The organism is Pseudomonas sp. ASL7, assembly GCF_056680375.1.
This window is the reverse complement of record NZ_CM155279.1, coordinates 5578857-5596670: the sequence shown is the minus strand read 5'-3', so window position 1 is coordinate 5596670 and position 17814 is coordinate 5578857. Positions and strand designations below refer to the sequence as shown.

Here is a 17814-nt window from a genome sequence, read left to right as displayed (position 1 = left end):
TGTGTCAGTCGACACAAGGGTGCCTGACCCACCTTCGCGAGCAAGCTCGCTCCTACACAGGGGCGGTGTCAGGCGTTGACGGGCTCTATGGCCAACTCAACGACCTCAGGTTGCTTGAGCAGTGCATACGCCACCGCCGTCAGCAGACTCCCCGCCACAATCGCCAGCAGGTACAGCAGCGCATGGTTGATCGCATTCGGGATCGCCAATACAAACAATCCACCGTGCGGTGCCATCAGCTTGCAGCCGAAATACATCGACAACGCCCCGGTCAGCGCGCCACCGGCAATGCTCGCAGGAATCACCCGCAACGGGTCCTTGGCGGCGAACGGAATCGCGCCTTCGGAGATGAAGCACAATCCCAGCACCAACGCTGCTTTACCAGCCTCTCGTTCAGTCTGGGCGAACTTGCGCCGGGCAATGAACGTGGCGATGCCCAGGCCAATCGGCGGCACCATGCCGGCGGCCATCGTCGCGGCCATCGGTGCATAACTTTGTGAAGCCAGTAGCCCTACCGAGAACGCATACGCCGCTTTGTTGATCGGGCCGCCCAGGTCGACACACATCATGCCGCCCAACAACACACCGAGCAGAATCGCGTTGGTAGTGCCCATGCTGTCGAGGAAGTGAGTGAGCCCTTCGAGCATCCCGGCCACGGGTTTGCCGACCACGTAGATCATCACCAGACCGGTGAACAGACTCGCCAGCAACGGGATGATCAAAATCGGTTTCAGCGCCTCGAGGCTTTGCGGTAACCGTGCATAACGATTGATTGCCTGTGCGGCATAACCGGCGATGAAACCGGCAACGATCCCGCCGATAAAGCCAGCGCCCAGGGTGCTCGCCAGCAATCCACCGATCATCCCCGGCGCCAGGCCCGGACGGTCGGCGATTGAGTAGGCGATGTAGCCCGCCAGCAGCGGCACCATCAGTTTGAACGCGGTCTCGCCACCGATCTGCATCAGCGCTGCCGCCAACGTGCCCGGCTCCTTGAACGCGGTGATGCCAAACACGAACGACAACGCGATCATCAAACCACCCGCCACCACCATCGGCAGCATGAACGATACGCCGGTCAGCAAGTGTTTGTAGACGCCGGTCTTCTCTTGCCTGGCCGGGCCTTTGGCGCCGGTCGAAGCACTTTCCTGCCGACCTTCGGCCAACGCTTTGTTCAGCGTCGCTTCGGCTTGTTTCAATGCGATGCCGGTGCCGCAACGATAGATTTTCTTGCCGGCAAAACGCTCAGTGGCGACTTCAATGTCACAGGCCAGCAGCACCACATCCGCATCGGCAATCGCTGCCGCGCTCAATGGATTGCGCGCACCGACAGAACCCTGGGTTTCCACTTGCAGGTCGTAGCCCAAACGCTTGGCCGCCTGCTGCAGGGCTTCGGCGGCCATGAAGGTGTGGGCAACGCCGGTCGGACAGGCCGTAATCGCAACCAGGCGCGGTGCGTTTTGAACGGGCGCAACCGGCTCGGCGACGGCGTCTGGCGCGACGTAAACCCGAGCCTCTTCAGCCCCCCGATGCAGCACCGCCTCAACATCCTGCAAGGCCTGCGCAGGCGTGCTGCGAAAAACCCGTTTACCGACGAATCGCGACATATCCACAGGCACGCTGGTCACCAGCAACACCCACTCGGCCGCCTCGATCGTGGCCGCCGACAATTGACGTTCCGGGTGCGTTGCATCGGTGACTTCGACGCTGGTGCTCCAGCCCTGACGCTGGGCCGCCGCATCGAGCAAACGGGCGCACAGCACACTGGTGACCATGCCGTTCGGGCACGCCGTAACAATGGCTAATTTCATCACGTACCCTCTTATTGTTCTGTCAGGGGGCGCACGCGCACACCCTGTTCTAACCGAGCCAACTGAGCGGCGTCGCCCATGCCGAAACCAATCTGGGTGACCGCCATCGCGGCAATTGCCGTAGCGGTGCGCAAGGTCTGTTCAGGCGTGTCGGCACTCAGTAATCCGTGGAGCATGCCGGCCAACAACGAGTCGCCCGCGCCCACCGTGCTAACAACGCTGACCTTGGGCGGTGTGGCATGCAGCGCCGAGCCGACGCTGAACCAGTTCACGCCCACGGCGCCGTGAGAAATCACCACATGCTCGATGCCTTGAGCGTGCAAGCGGCTCGCGGCCTCAGCCTGTGCCGCGACCGAAATCACTTCGCAGCCGAGCGCATCGGCCAGTTCTTCAGTATTGGGCTTTATCAGCCACGGGCCGGCCTTGAGCGCCACGCGTAACGCTTCACCACTGGTGTCCAGCGCAACGTTCAACCCGAGGTTTTTCAAACGCAGAATCAACGCCTGCAACCACTGAGGACTGATGCCTTGAGGCAGGCTGCCGGCCATGACAACCGCGTCATGCCCTGGTGCAATCCGGTCGAGCCGATCAAGCAACGCCTGCTGCGCCGCCTCACTGACCCTCGGCCCCGGGCCGTTGATATCGGTGATGCGCCCATCGCTTTCCGCCAGTTTGATGTTGCTGCGGGTTTCGCCGGGGACGCGGATAAACGCGTCGACAAAACCTCGCTTGGTAAACAAGGTGTCGAACGCTTGAAGATTATCCTCCCCAAGGAAGCCGCTGACGGTCAGCTGATGCCCAAGGTCCGCCAGCACCTGCGCCACGTTCACGCCTTTACCGGCGGCGTGGGTGTGCATCTCGTCGCTACGGTTGACCTGTCCGGCTTCAAGGCGCGGCAACTGCACCGTCAGGTCAAGCGCCGGGTTGAGGGTCAGGGTTAAGATCTTGGCCATTACAGGGCCTCCACTAATGCGCGCACTTCATTCGCGCTGCCAACAGCCAGCGCCTGTTGGGCCAGGGTTTGGGTCTGAGTCAGGCTGAGTTCGCGAATGCGCGCCTTGACCTCGGCAATGCTGCGGCCTGACACACTGAGTTCATCCACGCCCAGCCCGACCAGCACCGGCACCGCCAGCGGATCGGCGGCCAGCTCGCCGCACACGCCGACCCATTTGCCGTTGGCATGGGCCGCGCGCACGGTGATGTCGATCAGTTGCAGCACCGCCGGGTGCAAGCCGTCAGCCTGGGCCGACAAGGTGGGATGACCACGGTCGATGGCCAGGGTGTATTGCGTCAGGTCGTTGGTGCCGACGCTGAAGAAGTCGACTTCCTTGGCCAGCACCGGCGCCAGCAAGGCCGCCGACGGGACTTCGATCATGATCCCCAGTTGCAGGTCCGCGACCGGGATTTCCAGGCGCAGGCGTTCGGTCATGTCCCGCGCCTGCCGCCATTCGTCGACGCTGCCGACCATGGGGAACATGATCCGCAGCGGACGGTTGTCGGCGGCGCGGAGCAAGGCGCGCAACTGCGCTTCCATGATCTGCGGACGCTGCAGGGTCAAGCGAATACCACGCACGCCGAGGAACGGGTTTTCCTCCTTGGCGATCGGCCAATACGGCAGCGGTTTGTCGCCGCCGACGTCGAGGGTACGTACCACCAGCGGCCGCCCCGCCAGGCCATCGAGCACGCGGCGGTATTCAACTTCTTGCGTGGCCTCGTCCGGCGCTTGCGAATGGGCCATGAAAATCAGTTCGGTGCGCAGCAGGCCAATGCCCTCGGCGCCCTGCTCCACGGCACTGGTCACACCGGCGCTTTCGCCGATGTTGGCGAACACTTCGACCGCATGACCGTCGGTGGTCAGCGCCGGTTGATGGCGTTGTTCAGCCGCCGCTTTCAGGCGTTGCTCGCGGGTGTCGCGCTCTTCGGTGGCGCGCTGCAAGGTCGCGGCGTCGGCGTCCACATGAAGACGACCGCGCTGCCCGTCGAGCAACAACGGCGTGCCTGGCGCCAGCAGCAGCACCGCCGCCCCCGCACCGACCAACGCTGGAATTCCGAGGGCACGGGCGACGATGGCGCTGTGGGCCGTGGCACCGCCCCGGGCGGTGAGAATGCCGGCGACGCGAGTCGGGTCGAGACGCGCCACGTCGGACGGGCCGACTTCATCCATCACCAGTATGTACGGTTGATCGGGCTCGCTCCGGGTTTCGACACCACTGAGTTGCGCCAACACTCGACGACCGACGTCGCGCAAGTCAGCAGCACGCTCGGCAAGCAAGGCGTCCTGCAGCGATTCCTGTTGTTTGGCCGCCGCCTCGATGACCGCCATCCATGCCGCCTCAGCGCTTTCGCCTTGCTTGAGGCGAGTGTCGACTTCATCGGTCAGCTCCGGGTCGTCGAGCATTTCCAGATGGGTGATGAAAATCTCGCGAATGGCCTTGGCTTTGCTGCGCTCGATCAGGCCTTCGATGTCGCGACGCACCTCGGACAAAGCCTGTTTGAGACGTTCGCGCTCGACGGCGGCGGACTCACCGCGCAGTGGGTAATCGATGGTTTGCAGCACGTGAATATGCGCCGGGCCGATGGCGATGCCAGGCGCAGCGGCGATGGCCTGAACCAGACTGCCGGACGCCGGCGCGAGCAGTACTTCGGCCACATCGGCAAAGACTTCGCGCTGTTGACTCACGGCCGGTAAGGGCTCGACCTCTTCACCCAGGCCTTCTTCGATGGCAGCCAACAAGGCCGGCAACGCATCGGCGGCGATGCTCGGTTCGGCGATAAATTCCAGCACCTGACCACGACGGGCGCCGAGGCTGAGCAGTTTGCTCAAACTCTTCACCGACACCGCGCTGTCCTGACCATCGACAATGCGGACGCGAATTTCACCTTCAAAACTTTTCGCCAGTTGCGCGAGGATTTGCGCCGGGCGCGCATGTAAACCGTGGGCGTTGGCCAGGGCAATTCGGGCATTCGGCCAATCGACCGGCAACTCACCACCGAGCACTTCGAGCACTTTACGACTGCTGGTGGCGCGACCCAGTTCATGGCCGCGGCCTTCAATCAACAACGCGCAAAGGCGTTCGAGCAACGCCTGGTGCGCCTCGCCGAGGCTGGCCAGACAGAACAACCCGCTCAACGGCTGACCGAGGTAACGCATCGGCTTGTCCGGGGTGACGAACGCCAGTCCCGGGCGCTTTACGGTTTGCTCGCTGTGCAGCCACCACAGCCCATCGCCCAGGGGTAGCGCTTCCACCTGTTGCAACACGGCGGAGAAACCGTTGCTCACGCAATCGGCCTGACGCAGCAAACGGGCGCCGCGCCAGACCAATTCTTCGAAGTCATCGGCAGAAACACCGAGGCCGATCATCTGCGCATCCAGCGCCAGCTCCTGCGGCGCACCTTGCAGCAATTTCAACAAGGCTTCGCCAGAGCTGGCGCGACGCAGGGCCTGGCCCAGATCGGTCTCGCCGAGCGCGCGGGTCAGCAGTTGCAACAGACGCAGGTGCTCATCGGACTTGGCCGCGATACCAATCGCCAGGTAAACGATCTGCCCGTCGCCCCAGTCCACGCCCTCAGGGAATTGCATCAGCCGCACGCCGGTGGAAAAAACCTGATCGCGGGTTTCCGGGGTTCCGTGGGGGATGGCAATACCTTGACCGAGAAAGGTCGAGCCCTGGGCTTCCCGCGCCTGCAACCCGGCGAGGTAACCATCGGCGACCAGACCGTCGGCGACCAGATGCTGGGCCAGCAAGTGCAACGCTGCGCACTTATCCACAGCCGACTGGCCCATGGATATCTGCTCTATGGTGAGCTCGAGCATGCTTTCTCCTTTTTGGCCCCGTGAGGAGCCAGGTATTGTTTGAATGATTGAAGCTTAGGCGCATCGTCATCGCTTTTGGCGGTTTCGTGGCAGAACCGGCCAAAGGCGTATAAAACGTAGAAAATACGCCTGCTGAAACGTTTAATCTAGATTGTTTGGCACGTTACTCGATAATGTCTCATCCTTGAAGTCCAACTTGTCGGATGAGCTGCGACAATGGTCGTCTGCCTGAATCGGGTACGATTGGCAAAAATGTCGGGGCAAGCTCGAAAAAACAAGGAAATCCCGAGTTGAAACTCAGTGATATCGCACAGTTGGCCGGTGTGTCCGTTACCACCGCCAGTTATGTCATTAATGGCAAGGCCGAACAGCAACGCATCAGCAGCGCCACCGTCGAGCGCGTGCGTGCCGTCGTCGAACAACATGGCTTTACGCCCAATCCTCAAGCAGCCGGGCTGCGTAGTCGGCATACCCGCACCTTGGGTTTCATTCTGCCGGACCTGGAAAACCCCAGTTACGCGCGCATCGCCAAATTGCTGGAGCAAGGCGCCCGGGCTCGTGGTTATCAATTGCTGATTGCCAGTTCCGACGATGCGCCGGACAGCGAACGGCAATTGCTGCAACTGTTCCGCGCCCGGCGCTGCGACGCATTGATTGTTGCCAGTTGCTTGCCCGCGGGCGATGAAAGCTATCGCCAGTTGCAGGCCAAGGGCATTCCGATCATCGCCATCGACCGGGTCATGGAGCCTGAGCATTTTTGCTCCGTCATCAGCGACGACCGCGAAGCCAGTCTGCAACTGACCCGCAGTCTACTGGACCCGCAGCCCAAACAGATCGCCCTGATCGGCGCGCGCCCCGAACTGAGCATCAGCCAGGAACGGGCAGCCGGTTTCAAGGAAGCGCTGGCCGGGTTCAAAGGCGAGGTGCTGATCGAACACGGCGAGTCGTTCAGCCGTGAGTGCGGCAAACAGTTGATGGAAGAACTCCTGCAGCGTCTGGGCCATTTGCCGGATGCGCTGGTGACCACCTCCTACGTGCTGCTTCAGGGCGTGTTCGATGCCTTGCACGACTTCCCGCTCAAAACCCGCCCGCTGCTCCTCGGCACCTTCGGTGACACGCAATTGCTGGACTTCCTGCCGTTACCAGTCAACGCCATGGCCCAGCAGCACCAGTTGATCGCCGACAAAGCGCTGGCCCTGGCGCTCGCCGCCATCGAGCAGTCCGATTACCAACCTGGCGTGCAGGCCATCCCGCGGACCTTCAAGCAGCGCATTCGCCAGGACTGAACCGTGGAGCTGATCGACAGCCACACTCATCTGGATTTTCCGGACTTCGACGAGGATCGTCAGGCGCTGCTCGCCCAGAGCCGCGCCCTCGGTGTGAGGCGGATGGTGGTGTTGGGGGTTTATCAGGCCAATTGGCAGCGGGTCTGGGATCTGGTGCAAAGCGATCCTGACCTGTATGCAGCGTTCGGTTTGCACCCGGTGTATCTGGATGTACATCAGCCTGAAGACTTACCCGAACTCGGCGATTGGCTGGCTCGGCTCGCCGGCCATCGGCAGGTGTGTGCAGTGGGCGAGATCGGCCTGGATTACTTCATCGAAACCCTGGACCGCGAACGCCAGCAGACACTGTTTGAGGCGCAGCTACAATTGGCGGCGGACTTCAATTTGCCGGCGCTCATTCATGTGCGACGCAGTCATGCGGCTGTGATAGCCACGCTGAAACGGTTTCGGTTGAAACGCGCAGGGATCATCCATGCCTTCGCCGGCAGTCAGGAAGAGGCCCGCGAGTACATCAAGCTCGGTTTCAAACTCGGCCTCGGCGGCGCCGCGACCTGGCCTCAGGCCCTGCGTATGCACCGCGTCCTCGCCGAGCTGCCGCTTGAATCGGTGGTATTGGAAACCGACGCTCCGGACATGGCGCCCGTCATGTTCCCCGGTCAACGCAACAGCCCGGCCCACTTGCCGGCGATCTGCTCGGCGCTGGCGGGGATCATGTCGATCACCGCTGAGCAATTGGCCGCCGCCAGCACTGCCAATGCCTGTGAACTGTTCAACTGGTAATTAATTGATGTGGGCCTTGGCGGCTTCAAGTGTCAGTGTGATGTGCTGCCGATGCCGGGCAAATCGCATCACGATGAAGTAGACGAAGATCGCCAACAGCGAAAAATTCAGCTGTTCCAGGACGCTGAGCAAACGCATCCACTCCAACACCAACGCCACCAGCAATGCGGTGCAGACCATGATCTGCGTGCTCGCCCGCAGCAATGCCAGCGAGTCATTGGACTTGAAGCGCTTGATCTGTTTCGGATCACTCAGTTGCAAGGATTTCTGGCAGTGGGAACAGTTGAACGCTTCATTGATTGCAATGGCGTTAAGTTGCCAGGGTTTGAGCAGCAGAGTCCTGTGGCAATGGGCGCAGTGGCCCCTGATTCCATTCGTTGCTGCAGACATAACCGAGCCTCCTGGCGGGTCAGAAAGACAGATCCTCAATCATTGAAGACCAAAGAAGACAAAAAACCAGAAACGGGAAAAACAGGATATTGCCTGCATGGGAAAGAAATAAATACTACAAATTGCGTTAACCGTGTAGGAGCGAGCTTGCTCGCGATGGATTCAAAGGCGGCGTATTTTTCCAGACAGTACACATCATCGTTCACGCCCATCGCGAGCAAGCTCGCTCCTACAGGTTATTTACACGCGAAATGCGCTGATCAGCTGCTTGAGTTCAACCACCTGAGCCGACAACGCGCGGCTGGCATGCTCGGTCTGATGCGCGCCTTCGGCGGTGCGCTCGCCTGCGCGGTTGATCTCGACGATGTTCTGGTCGATGTCATGCGCCACAGCGGTTTGCTGCTCCACCGCAGCAGCGATCTGCTGGTTCTGATCGACAATCATGCCGACGGCACCGAGGATGTTTTCCAGTGCCTGCTGGACTTTCTCCGACTGGCTGACAGTGCCGCTGGCCACCTGATGGCTGATACCCATCGCCTTCACCGCTGCACCGACACCGCCATGAAGCTTGGCGATCATCTGCTCGATTTCTTCGGTGGATTGCTGGGTCCGCTTGGCCAGGGTCCGGACCTCGTCCGCCACCACGGCAAAACCACGCCCTTGCTCGCCCGCTCGCGCCGCTTCGATGGCCGCGTTTAGGGCCAGCAGGTTGGTCTGTTCGGCGATGCTCTTGATCACCTCAAGCACACGACTGATGGACTGGCTGTCGCTGGCCAGCTGATTGATCACCAACACCGACTGATCGATTTCACTGGCAAGTGCAGCAATGCTGCCCTGCTGCGACTCCACCAGCCCGCGACCGTTGATGGTCTCGTCGTTAACGCTGTGGGCACTGTTGACCGCGGCGGCGGCACTGCGCGCCACCTCAAGGGAGGTGGCCGACATTTGGTTCATGGCTGTCGCCACCTGCTCGATCTGGGAGCGCTGCCCCGCCACGGCCTGATTGCTCTGCGCGGAAACGTTTTCCACCTGCCCGGCCTGGCGTTCGACCTCGCTGACGGTCTGCCCCACTCGCTCGATCAGGTCATGGATTTTCTTCACCGTGCCATTGAACACTTCGCCCAGTTCGCCCAGTTCATCGCGGCTATTGGCGTTGAAGGTCACCGTCATGTCGCCGGCGGCCACCTTGTCCATCATTGCGCCAAGACGCTTCAGGGTGGTGCGGGTCGAGGCGTAGAAACCGCCATAAAGGTAAAAGATCAACACAAACACCACCGAGAGCGCCACGGCCTGCAAAATCATGTGCGTGCGATTCTGCTCCAGCCGCTGCTGCAACTGCGTGCCGAGAAACTTCAGTGTGGCTTCATTGAGTTGGTAGGTCCGGTCCATCAGGCCTGTGACCTGATCGTAAAAACCCTGCCATGGCGTATCGAGCGTGTCAGCCATCACCACCTTTTCTTCGAACAGTTCGCTGGCCTTCTTCATCGATGCCTTGCTGTTATCGGCCTGAGCGGCCAGGGCTTCGCGTGCCGCTTTGCTTGAATCCAATGCATCCTGCAGTTTCAGCCCGTATTCGCCCTGTAGCTTTTCGATCTGTGCCAACAGTTCATCGAAGCGGGTACTCGATGCCGAGTTGAGAAAGCCCTGCCCCAACGAAAAAGACCCCATCGCCCGGCCTTCGCCCAGTATTTGGGTAACCCGTGGGGTCATATTGGTGATGAGTTCGCTCAGCTGACGCATGTCGCTCTGAGTGTCACGACTCACGCCCGCCTGACTGGCGATGATCTGGTTGAAAATCTGCGCATTACCGAGCAACTTGCCAATCATTCCGGTTTTGCTTTGCAGGGAGCTTTCCACTTGCAGGGCCTTGAGCGCGGCGATCATCTCATCACGCTTGGCATTGAAAACAGCGATCTGCTCCGGATCCTTGGTCATCGCCGTCAGCCCTTGCAAACGGCTCAGCACGCTTTGCCCCAAAGTGCTGATCTGCGACTCGATATTGCCAGCCTTGCCAGACTGACCGAGGGTGACATTGATCTGCACCAGGTTATTCAAGGTTTCCAGATCGCGCCGTAACGTCAGGCTGCTACCCAGGAGATCCAGGCTCTGCAATTCGATTTGGGTGCCCTGGAATTCGCGATAGGAATCGCGTACCAGATAGAAATTGGTCACCAGCATCGGCACAAGGAACAGCACGCTGATCAGGCTGAACTTCATACCAAAGCTCAGGCGATTCATTAGCGCAACGGCGGGATAGAGCAAGCTCTTCACTGGAGGTCCCCTTCGATTTCTTATTTTTATTGGCAGGCGCAGGTCGACAGCAGAAAGCCACTATTCGGCGCTATCTCTGTATAACTTAAATCGGCAGGAGGTTTTGTAACTTAAGGTAAACGGAAGAGCGAACACGGCCTTGTAGCAGCTGGCGTAACCTGCGTTCGGCTGCCTGTAGGAGCGAGCTTGCTCGCGAAAGACCTGAGAGCGACACGTTTATCCAACATGAACGCGTTATCGTTAACGTATTTCGCGAGCAAGCTCGCTCCTACAGGCAGGCGGACGCAGGCAGCGCCGGGGTCGGTGGGTTTAGGGAAGGACCGTCCACAATGCGAACCCGGCGTACCAGAGCACTGCGGCTCGCAGCAGCAGTTCCCAGATCCGGTCCAGGTTGTTGATGCCGTCAGGCCCGACCACCGGCGCCGGGATTTCACCGGCCACCATCCCGACCTTTTCGATCAATTGGGCGGCGCTGATGTTCCAGTTAAGCAGTTCGTGCAACATCACCCGGCCGACCGCAACAAAGTTGCCCACTAGCGCAAAACTCGCTGCCAGCAGGCGCACCGGCACCCAATCGAACGCGTGACGCAGCTTTGCGGCACGCTCGACCACGGCGGGGTTCTGCCCGTGCTCTTCGGCCAGGGCCAGCAGTCGATAACTCAATGCCGCGACCGGCCCCAGCAGGAAGTACCAGAAAATCACCGCGAAAAAGCTTTGATAGGCCTCCCACAACAGATGCCCTTCGACCCGCTCCAGCAATTGCTCGCCATCGTCGGCGCAAATACCCACGTCGCGTTGCGCAACATGGGCGGCAGCTTGCAGGTCTTCCCGGCGCCAGGCATCACGAAAGGGCCCCAGGCCGGCCAAAAGATCACCGCGCCCCAAACTGTAAATCACCACCAGCAAGTGCAGCGGCAATACCAGCAGACCGTAGGCCACCGGCTCCAGCACCACCAGTACTAAACCCAGCAGCGCCACCGGCAACAACACCAGCACCATCAGGACCAGCCACGGGCTTTTCGCCAGGCGTGGGCTGGACTCAAGCTTGTTCAACTCGTGTACCCAACCACTATCACGTTGAACCCGATGGCGCAGCGCCGAGAACTTCTCGATCCAGACGGCCAACAGCAGCACAAGAAAACTCATTGTTGTTCCTCTTTTGCCAGGGCGGCACGATAGCGTGCCCAGTCGAACGCCGGTCCCGGATCTGTTTTGCGCCCAGGTGCAATGTCACTATGCCCGCAAATACGCTGTGCGGTGATGGCCGGGAAAGCGCTTTGCAACTGCCGGGTCAAGGCTGTCAACGCTCGATACTGCGCGTCAGTGAACGGTAGATCATCCGTGCCTTCAAGCTCGATGCCCACGGAAAAATCGTTACAGGTTTCCCGCCCTTCGAAACTGGAGACGCCGGCGTGCCAGGCGCGCTCAAGGCACGAGACAAACTGAGTGACGGTGCCGTCACGTTCGATCAAAAAGTGCGCAGATACCCGCAGGTCAGCGATCCCTTCAAAGTAAGGGTGCTCCATGACATCCAGACGATTCTGGAAAAATTCCTGCACCTTGCCGGTGGCGAACTGCGCCGGCGGCAGGCTGATGTTGTGGATCACCAGCAGGGAAATTTCACCCGAGGGGCGCGCATTGTAGTTGGGCGAGGGGCATACACACACGCCCTGACACCAACCGCTCGCGGGGTCCAACTGCATACAGGTTCCTTCAATGACGACTGCGTTGCCCCCAGTATGCCGCGATAGACCCTCGGCGCGCGATCACTTGCCGTGATTGAGGCGCCGCAGGTGGTCGATCACCGAATCCAGGGCCCGGTCGAACAACAACGTGTCGTCGAGCGCGCGCACCGTGCCACAGCGGAATCCCAGGGCCAGTTTGCAGCGAAGGGTGTGTTCCTCGTCTTCCTTGAACTCGACCCAGCTGCCCAGACGCAGTTGACCGACCTGAAGCACACCCGCATCGTCCTCCGGTAAACGGATCAAGGTCGCCTCGACCGGGCCTTCGTCGGCCGTTCGCAGAACGACTGCTTCCCGCACCTCGATCATCACCGGTTCATTCCCAGCCTGTTCAGGTATCTGCCGCGGATGCTCGAACAACTGAACGTGCAAGCTTTCCAGCTCACTGAAAAACTCACCGGTGGCGAACGGATCAAACGCCGAACCGTTCAGCCCATTACGCAATGACTTGAGCAAGCCCGGCACCAGCGCCAACAAACGCAGGCTCGCACCGGGTTCGTCATGACGCTGCACACTCCAGATCAGTTGCTCCATGGTTTGCACATCAGCATGCCACTGGGCTGAGCCATCGCCGTGTTTGAGGCAAGTCAGCAGCAGCACGTTGCTCCAGGCGTCCTGGACAAATACCACGACGCGCTGTGGCAAGACGTCCCAAGGGGTTGTGTTGATCGACCAGTGGCTTGCGCAACAATGCGCTGAGTCGCGCAGCCAGTTGGTCAAGGGCGAAACCGTCGCGGTTCAGCACTTTACTGACCATGCCGTCCACTGCCACGTTGCGCTCGATGTCGTGGTCGGCTTGCGACATAGAGGTGTCGACGACCAATGCCCGGGGCATGGTTGCTTGAGTGATGTCCTGGGGCATGAGGCTGACAAAGGCTTCGAAGAATTGCTCGAGAAAGACCCGTTCGATGCTTTTTCGCTTGAGGCGCAGGTCGCGCATGGCCTCGAAGAAAAGATGCCGCTCAACACCATTGCGAGCACGATCAGCCATTTCAAACAGGGTATCGTCGGCGTTGTCGAACAGATCCTGCAAACCACGCCTGAGCTGCTGCGCAGCCTTGTCGCGAACCTGAAGCAGAATCACAGGCAGGCGGGCGAGCGGCGAGGGAATCGCCTGATCGGCAGTGACCCTGTGCAAAGGCACTACATTCCCGTCGTTGTGCATCCAGCCTCCTGACAGGGTGAGTAGGTTCGTAAAGCGACAAACGTCAAAGCCATGACGTCAAACGCAAGGCGAATTATCTGCAAAAGGTGTCATTTGTACCAGCAGACTCTGCACGCTTCCTGGAAATAGACACTTACGAATGACCGCTGCATATGCCGATTTCTCCAGGGAATCGACCAAATGCAAATTTCAGAGCGATCTGAACCACGCGGATGCCTTGGGTTGCCCCCGCCATGGCCCTATAATCGAGCCACTTTGTTTGTGGAGTCCGTTATGCCGAATCTACGTCTCGCCGATTTGACCGCCGAAATCGAAGCCAACGTGCGCCGTGCGTTGCTCGAAGACATCGGCAGCGGCGACATCACCGCGCAGCTGATCCCGGCCGAACGGCTGGCCAAAGCCACCATCATTACCCGGGACGACGCTGTCATCAGCGGCACAGCGTGGGTCGATGCAGTATTCCGACAGCTGGACCCGCGTGTAGCGGTGCATTGGCAGGTGCGCGACGGCGAACGGGTGAAACCTAATCAGGCGCTGTTCCACCTCGAAGGCCCGGCACGCTCGCTACTCAGCGGTGAACGCTGTGCGCTGAATTTCCTGCAATTGCTCTCTGGCGTGGCCACGCGCGCGCAATACCTGGCGGATTTCGTTGCCGGGACGCAGGTGAAGCTGCTCGACACCCGCAAAACCCTCCCGGGCCTGCGCCTGGCCCAGAAGTACGCCGTGACCTGTGGCGGCTGCCACAATCACCGCATCGGTCTGTATGACGCGTTTCTGATCAAGGAAAACCATATCGCTGCCTGCGGTGGCATCCCCGAGGCCATCAAGGCCGCGCACAAGATTGCCCCGGGCAAACCAGTGGAAATCGAAGTAGAGAGCCTGGGTGAGCTGAAAGAGGCCCTGGCCGCAGGTGCAGACATCATCATGCTCGACGAACTGAGCCTGGATGACATGCGTGAAGCCGTTCGGCTGAACGCGGGCAAGGCGAAGCTGGAGGCCAGCGGTGGCATCAACGAAAGCACGCTGCTGCCCATCGCCGACACCGGGGTGGATTACATTTCGATTGGTGCGATGACCAAGGACGTAAAGGCTGTCGACCTGTCGATGAGACTGAGCCTCTGATCAAACGCCAGCCCGTACTCCACTGTAGGAGCGAGCTTGCTCGCGATGGTCGTTAACGATAACGCGTGTTTACTGGCTAAACGCGGCGCTCTTGAGTCCATCGCGAGCAAGCTCGCTCCTACAGTAATGTCGGCATTAGCCCTATTGAGGCTGGCGTTTTTTCAGACCACCAGATTGTTCATCTCGCAGTACTCTTCCCACTCGACGCCCAACACCTCGGCCGCCTCTTTATGCAATTCCAGGCGCTTCGCCTCGAACTCTTCAGGGGTCGAGGTGTACTTGAGCGTCAGCTCCCATGGCTGCAAGCCCTGAGCTTCCGCCTCATCCTCGAATGCCCACTGGATCTGGTCCTTCTGATCATCGGCAGGCAAGTCCTTGATCTCTTCCATCAACTCGTGCGCGTCCAGTGCGTACTTTTTGAGGGCTTCTTCGTGTCTGGCTTCTTGGGTCAATTCTTTAACGGTCATGGCGTTCTCTTTGATCTGGGGAATGGAAGATGGATCTGGATCATCAAGGATCTCTCTGACGCAAAAAACCGTTTAAAGCCCGGTTTGTCTGGCCTTCAGAACCATTCGGGATCGTCTGAAAACAAGGTATCGCTGGTGCCCGAGACAGGAATTGAACCTGCGACCTTCGCGTTACGAGTGCGCTGCTCTACCAACTGAGCTACACGGGCGGTCGGCTAAACCTAGCACTGACTTTGGGGGCAGGCAACTTCACAAATCGACTCAATTTCCTACAGACAAAAAAAAGCCCCGCAGCTTTCACTGCGGGGCATTTCTAAAACGTTGAAGCGGTCAGGCGTGGGGAGTGATTAAACGCCCGAAGCCTTGGCTGCTGCTACGTCTTTGATGGACAGCTTGATACGGCCGCGGTTGTCCACGTCCAGTACCAGTACTTCCACTTCCTGGCCTTCTTTCAGGATGTCGGTCACTTTCTCGACACGAGCGTCGCTCAGCATCGAGATGTGTACCAGACCGTCTTTGCCAGGCAGGATGTTGACGAATGCGCCGAAGTCGACGATACGCTCAACCTTACCGACATAGATTTTGCCGATTTCTGCTTCTGCGGTGATGCCCAGAACGCGCTGGCGTGCAGCTTCAGCCGCTTCCTTGGTTTCGCCGAAGATCTTGATCGAGCCGTCGTCTTCGATGTCGATCGAAGCCTTGGTCTCTTCACAGATCGCACGAATGGTCGCGCCGCCTTTACCGATGACATCACGGATTTTGTCGGTGTCGATTTTCATCGCGATCATGGTCGGAGCGTTTTCCGACAGCTCGGTACGCGACTGGCCAATGATCTGGTTCATCTGACCGAGGATGTTCAGGCGCGCTTCCAGGGCTTGGCCCAGAGCGATTTCCATGATTTCTTCGGTGATGCCTTTGATCTTGATGTCCATCTGCAGCGCGGTAACACCTTTGGCGGTACCGGCTACTTTGAAGTCCATGTCGCCCAGGTGATCTTCGTCACCCAGGATGTCGGTCAGGATGGCGAACTTCTCGCCTTCTTTAACCAGACCCATGGCGATACCGGCAACCGGTGCCTTCATCGGAACGCCAGCGTCCATCAGCGCCAGGGAAGCGCCGCAAACGGAAGCCATGGAGCTCGAACCGTTGGACTCGGTGATTTCCGACACAACACGAATGGTGTACGGGAACACGTCGGCAGCAGGCAGCATGGCTGCAATCGAACGACGGGCCAGACGGCCGTGACCGATTTCGCGACGACCAGCGCCACCCATGCGACCACACTCACCTACCGAGAACGGAGGGAAGTTGTAGTGCAGCATGAACGGGTCTTTTTTCTCGCCTTCCAGGGTGTCCAGCAGTTGTGCGTCACGGGCGGTGCCCAGTGTTGCAACAACCAGAGCCTGGGTTTCGCCACGGGTGAACAGTGCCGAACCGTGGGTCTTAGGCAGAACACCGACTTCGATGTTCAAAGGACGTACGGTCTTGGTGTCGCGACCGTCGATACGTGGCTTGCCGTTCACAATATTTTCGCGAACGGTGCGGTATTCGATTTCGCCGAATGCTGCTTTGACTTCGCTGGAAGAAGGCTGGCCTTCTTCGCCGGACAGCTTGGCAACAACCTGGTCTTTCAGCTCACCCAGGCGAGCGTAACGGTCGGCCTTGATGGTGATGGTGTAAGCCTGGGAGATCGCGTCGCCGAACTCGGCACGGATAGCGCCCAGCAGAGCGGTGGCTTCTGGCTGTGGAGCCCAGGCCCAAGTTGGCTTGGCAGCTTCGGCAGCCAGTTCTTTAACAGCGTTGATCACAACCTGGAACTCGTCGTGAGCAAACAGTACCGCGCCCAGCATCTGGTCTTCGGTCAGCTCTTTGGCTTCCGATTCAACCATCAACACGGCTTCCGAAGTACCGGCAACGACCATGTCCAGGCTCGAAGCTTTCTGTTGTTCGTAAGTCGGGTTCAGCAAGTAGCCGGTGCTTTCGTGGAACGCAACGCGGGCAGCGCCGATCGGGCCATCGAAAGGAATGCCGGAGATGGCCAGGGCGGCCGAGGTACCGATCATCGCAGCGATGTCCGGATCGGTCTTCTTGCTGGTGGAAACGACGGTGCAGACAACCTGCACTTCGTTCATGAAGCCTTCTGGGAACAGCGGACGGATCGGACGGTCGATCAGTCGGGAAGTCAGGGTTTCTTTCTCGGAAGGACGGCCTTCGCGCTTGAAGAAACCGCCAGGGATCTTACCGGCAGCGTAAGTCTTTTCCTGGTAGTGAACGGACAGAGGGAAGAAGCCCTTGCCTGGATCAGCTTGTTTGGCACCGACTACGGTCACCAATACGCTGACGTCGTCGTCAACGGTGACCAATACTGCGCCGGAGGCCTGACGGGCGATACGGCCAGTCTCGAGGGTAACGGTCGACTGACCGAACTGGAATTTTTTGATTACCGGGTTCACGGTGTCCTACCTTCTTTTGTGGCTCTTGGGGAACTTGTCTTCTTGCGAAATTCTTGGGCAATGTCGGGAATCGGCCCAACGCCTGTCCAGGGTAAAACGACTATCCAGATAAAACTTGAGGCTGGGAGCCTGCCATGCGCCAGCGGGAAACCCACTGACGTACGACAGACAACCAACCTCTAGCGCAATCGCTTATTAGCGACGCAGACCCAGGCGAGCGATCAGAGCGCTGTAACGGCTCACGTCCTTGCCTTTCAGGTAGTCCAGCAGCTTACGACGCTGGTTTACCATGCGGATCAGACCACGACGGGAGTGGTGATCTTTACCGTTGGCCTTGAAGTGACCTTGCAGTTTGTTGATGTTGTGGGTCAGCAGTGCAACTTGCACTTCTGGCGAACCAGTGTCACCAACAGCTTGCTGGTAGTCAGCTACGATTTGAGCTTTTTCTTGAACGTCGAGAGCCATGAGGCAATCCTTTTATCAGGAAACTGTTTCAAAGAAACAGCTTCAACAGGC

Annotated in this window: 13 protein-coding genes, 1 tRNA gene and 1 pseudogene; 3 read left to right on the top strand and 12 right to left on the bottom strand. The window is 59.4% G+C overall.

Going from position 1 to position 17814, the window contains the following annotated elements; all coding sequences use genetic code 11:
- Nucleotides 1–68 precede the first annotated feature (68 nt).
- From AC1MDT_RS25820 to ptsP, 3 genes are read right to left on the bottom strand one after another with little or no spacing between them, the layout of a single operon-like run.
- Nucleotides 69–1808: a PTS fructose-like transporter subunit IIB gene (locus AC1MDT_RS25820; protein WP_480419546.1), complete on the bottom strand. Its 1740-nt coding sequence runs from the start codon at nucleotides 1806–1808 to the stop codon at nucleotides 69–71.
- An 11-nt stretch (nucleotides 1809–1819) separates the two neighbouring features.
- Complete coding sequence (gene pfkB, locus AC1MDT_RS25815) at nucleotides 1820–2761, bottom strand: 1-phosphofructokinase (protein ID WP_480419545.1); 942 nt, start codon at nucleotides 2759–2761, stop codon at nucleotides 1820–1822.
- Nucleotides 2761–5622, bottom strand: a complete 2862-nt coding sequence (gene ptsP / locus AC1MDT_RS25810; RefSeq protein WP_480419544.1) for a phosphoenolpyruvate--protein phosphotransferase — start codon at nucleotides 5620–5622, stop codon at nucleotides 2761–2763. Before ptsP ends, pfkB begins: the two co-directional genes overlap by 1 nt.
- A gap of 290 nt (nucleotides 5623–5912) precedes the next feature.
- Between ptsP and cra the strand changes: the two genes are divergently transcribed.
- Together cra and AC1MDT_RS25800 are read left to right on the top strand one after the other, a co-directional pair.
- Complete coding sequence (gene cra, locus AC1MDT_RS25805; RefSeq protein ID WP_480419543.1) at nucleotides 5913–6908, top strand: catabolite repressor/activator; 996 nt, start codon at nucleotides 5913–5915, stop codon at nucleotides 6906–6908.
- 3 nt (nucleotides 6909–6911) lie between these two features.
- Nucleotides 6912–7688: a TatD family hydrolase gene (locus AC1MDT_RS25800; protein ID WP_480419542.1), complete on the top strand. Its 777-nt coding sequence runs from the start codon at nucleotides 6912–6914 to the stop codon at nucleotides 7686–7688.
- On the opposite strand, the gene AC1MDT_RS25795 is transcribed toward AC1MDT_RS25800, so the two are convergent.
- The 5 genes and pseudogenes from AC1MDT_RS25795 to AC1MDT_RS25775 form a co-directional block, all read right to left on the bottom strand.
- A complete protein-coding gene (locus AC1MDT_RS25795) occupies nucleotides 7689–8078 on the bottom strand; it encodes a hypothetical protein (protein ID WP_480419541.1) in 390 nt (129 codons plus the stop codon).
- A 240-nt stretch (nucleotides 8079–8318) separates the two neighbouring features.
- Nucleotides 8319–10349, bottom strand: coding sequence for a methyl-accepting chemotaxis protein (locus AC1MDT_RS25790; protein ID WP_480419540.1), 2031 nt, complete (start codon nucleotides 10347–10349; stop codon nucleotides 8319–8321).
- Between the two features lie 309 nt (nucleotides 10350–10658).
- The gene (gene ampE / locus AC1MDT_RS25785; protein WP_480419539.1) at nucleotides 10659–11495 is read right to left on the bottom strand and encodes a regulatory signaling modulator protein AmpE; all 837 of its coding nucleotides are present in this window, start codon (nucleotides 11493–11495) and stop codon (nucleotides 10659–10661) included.
- Entirely contained in the window at nucleotides 11492–12052 is a 561-nt protein-coding gene (gene ampD / locus AC1MDT_RS25780; RefSeq protein WP_480419538.1) for a 1,6-anhydro-N-acetylmuramyl-L-alanine amidase AmpD, read from the bottom strand. The genes ampE and ampD overlap by 4 nt, the downstream gene beginning before the upstream one ends.
- A gap of 63 nt (nucleotides 12053–12115) precedes the next feature.
- Nucleotides 12116–13256, bottom strand: a pseudogene (locus tag AC1MDT_RS25775) (DUF1631 family protein).
- 273 nt (nucleotides 13257–13529) lie between these two features.
- Between AC1MDT_RS25775 and nadC the strand changes: the two are divergent.
- Nucleotides 13530–14378, top strand: coding sequence for a carboxylating nicotinate-nucleotide diphosphorylase (nadC, locus tag AC1MDT_RS25770; RefSeq protein ID WP_480419537.1), 849 nt, complete (start codon nucleotides 13530–13532; stop codon nucleotides 14376–14378).
- A 161-nt stretch (nucleotides 14379–14539) separates the two neighbouring features.
- Here nadC and AC1MDT_RS25765 read toward each other — a convergent pair whose 3' ends face one another.
- The 4 genes from AC1MDT_RS25765 to rpsO form a co-directional block, all read right to left on the bottom strand.
- A complete protein-coding gene (locus AC1MDT_RS25765; protein ID WP_414906537.1) occupies nucleotides 14540–14845 on the bottom strand; it encodes a DUF6388 family protein in 306 nt (101 codons plus the stop codon).
- A gap of 133 nt (nucleotides 14846–14978) precedes the next feature.
- Nucleotides 14979–15054 (bottom strand) — tRNA-Thr (locus AC1MDT_RS25760).
- A gap of 138 nt (nucleotides 15055–15192) precedes the next feature.
- Nucleotides 15193–17298, bottom strand: coding sequence for a polyribonucleotide nucleotidyltransferase (gene pnp, locus AC1MDT_RS25755; RefSeq protein WP_201114931.1), 2106 nt, complete (start codon nucleotides 17296–17298; stop codon nucleotides 15193–15195).
- 195 nt (nucleotides 17299–17493) lie between these two features.
- The gene (gene rpsO, locus AC1MDT_RS25750; protein ID WP_003197723.1) at nucleotides 17494–17763 is read right to left on the bottom strand and encodes a 30S ribosomal protein S15; all 270 of its coding nucleotides are present in this window, start codon (nucleotides 17761–17763) and stop codon (nucleotides 17494–17496) included.
- Nucleotides 17764–17814: the final 51 nt, after the last annotated feature.

Coding starts and splice junctions, on each gene's coding strand:
- AC1MDT_RS25765 (WP_414906537.1), bottom strand. CDS start 14,845: ATGACCGTTAAAGAATTGACCCAAGAAGCCAGACACGAAGAAGCCCTC.
- ptsP (WP_480419544.1), bottom strand. CDS start 5,622: ATGCTCGAGCTCACCATAGAGCAGATATCCATGGGCCAGTCGGCTGTG.
- pfkB (WP_480419545.1), bottom strand. CDS start 2,761: ATGGCCAAGATCTTAACCCTGACCCTCAACCCGGCGCTTGACCTGACG.
- ampD (WP_480419538.1), bottom strand. CDS start 12,052: ATGCAGTTGGACCCCGCGAGCGGTTGGTGTCAGGGCGTGTGTGTATGC.
- AC1MDT_RS25795 (WP_480419541.1), bottom strand. CDS start 8,078: ATGTCTGCAGCAACGAATGGAATCAGGGGCCACTGCGCCCATTGCCAC.
- nadC (WP_480419537.1), top strand. CDS start 13,530: ATGCCGAATCTACGTCTCGCCGATTTGACCGCCGAAATCGAAGCCAAC.
- AC1MDT_RS25820 (WP_480419546.1), bottom strand. CDS start 1,808: ATGAAATTAGCCATTGTTACGGCGTGCCCGAACGGCATGGTCACCAGT.
- rpsO (WP_003197723.1), bottom strand. CDS start 17,763: ATGGCTCTCGACGTTCAAGAAAAAGCTCAAATCGTAGCTGACTACCAG.
- ampE (WP_480419539.1), bottom strand. CDS start 11,495: ATGAGTTTTCTTGTGCTGCTGTTGGCCGTCTGGATCGAGAAGTTCTCG.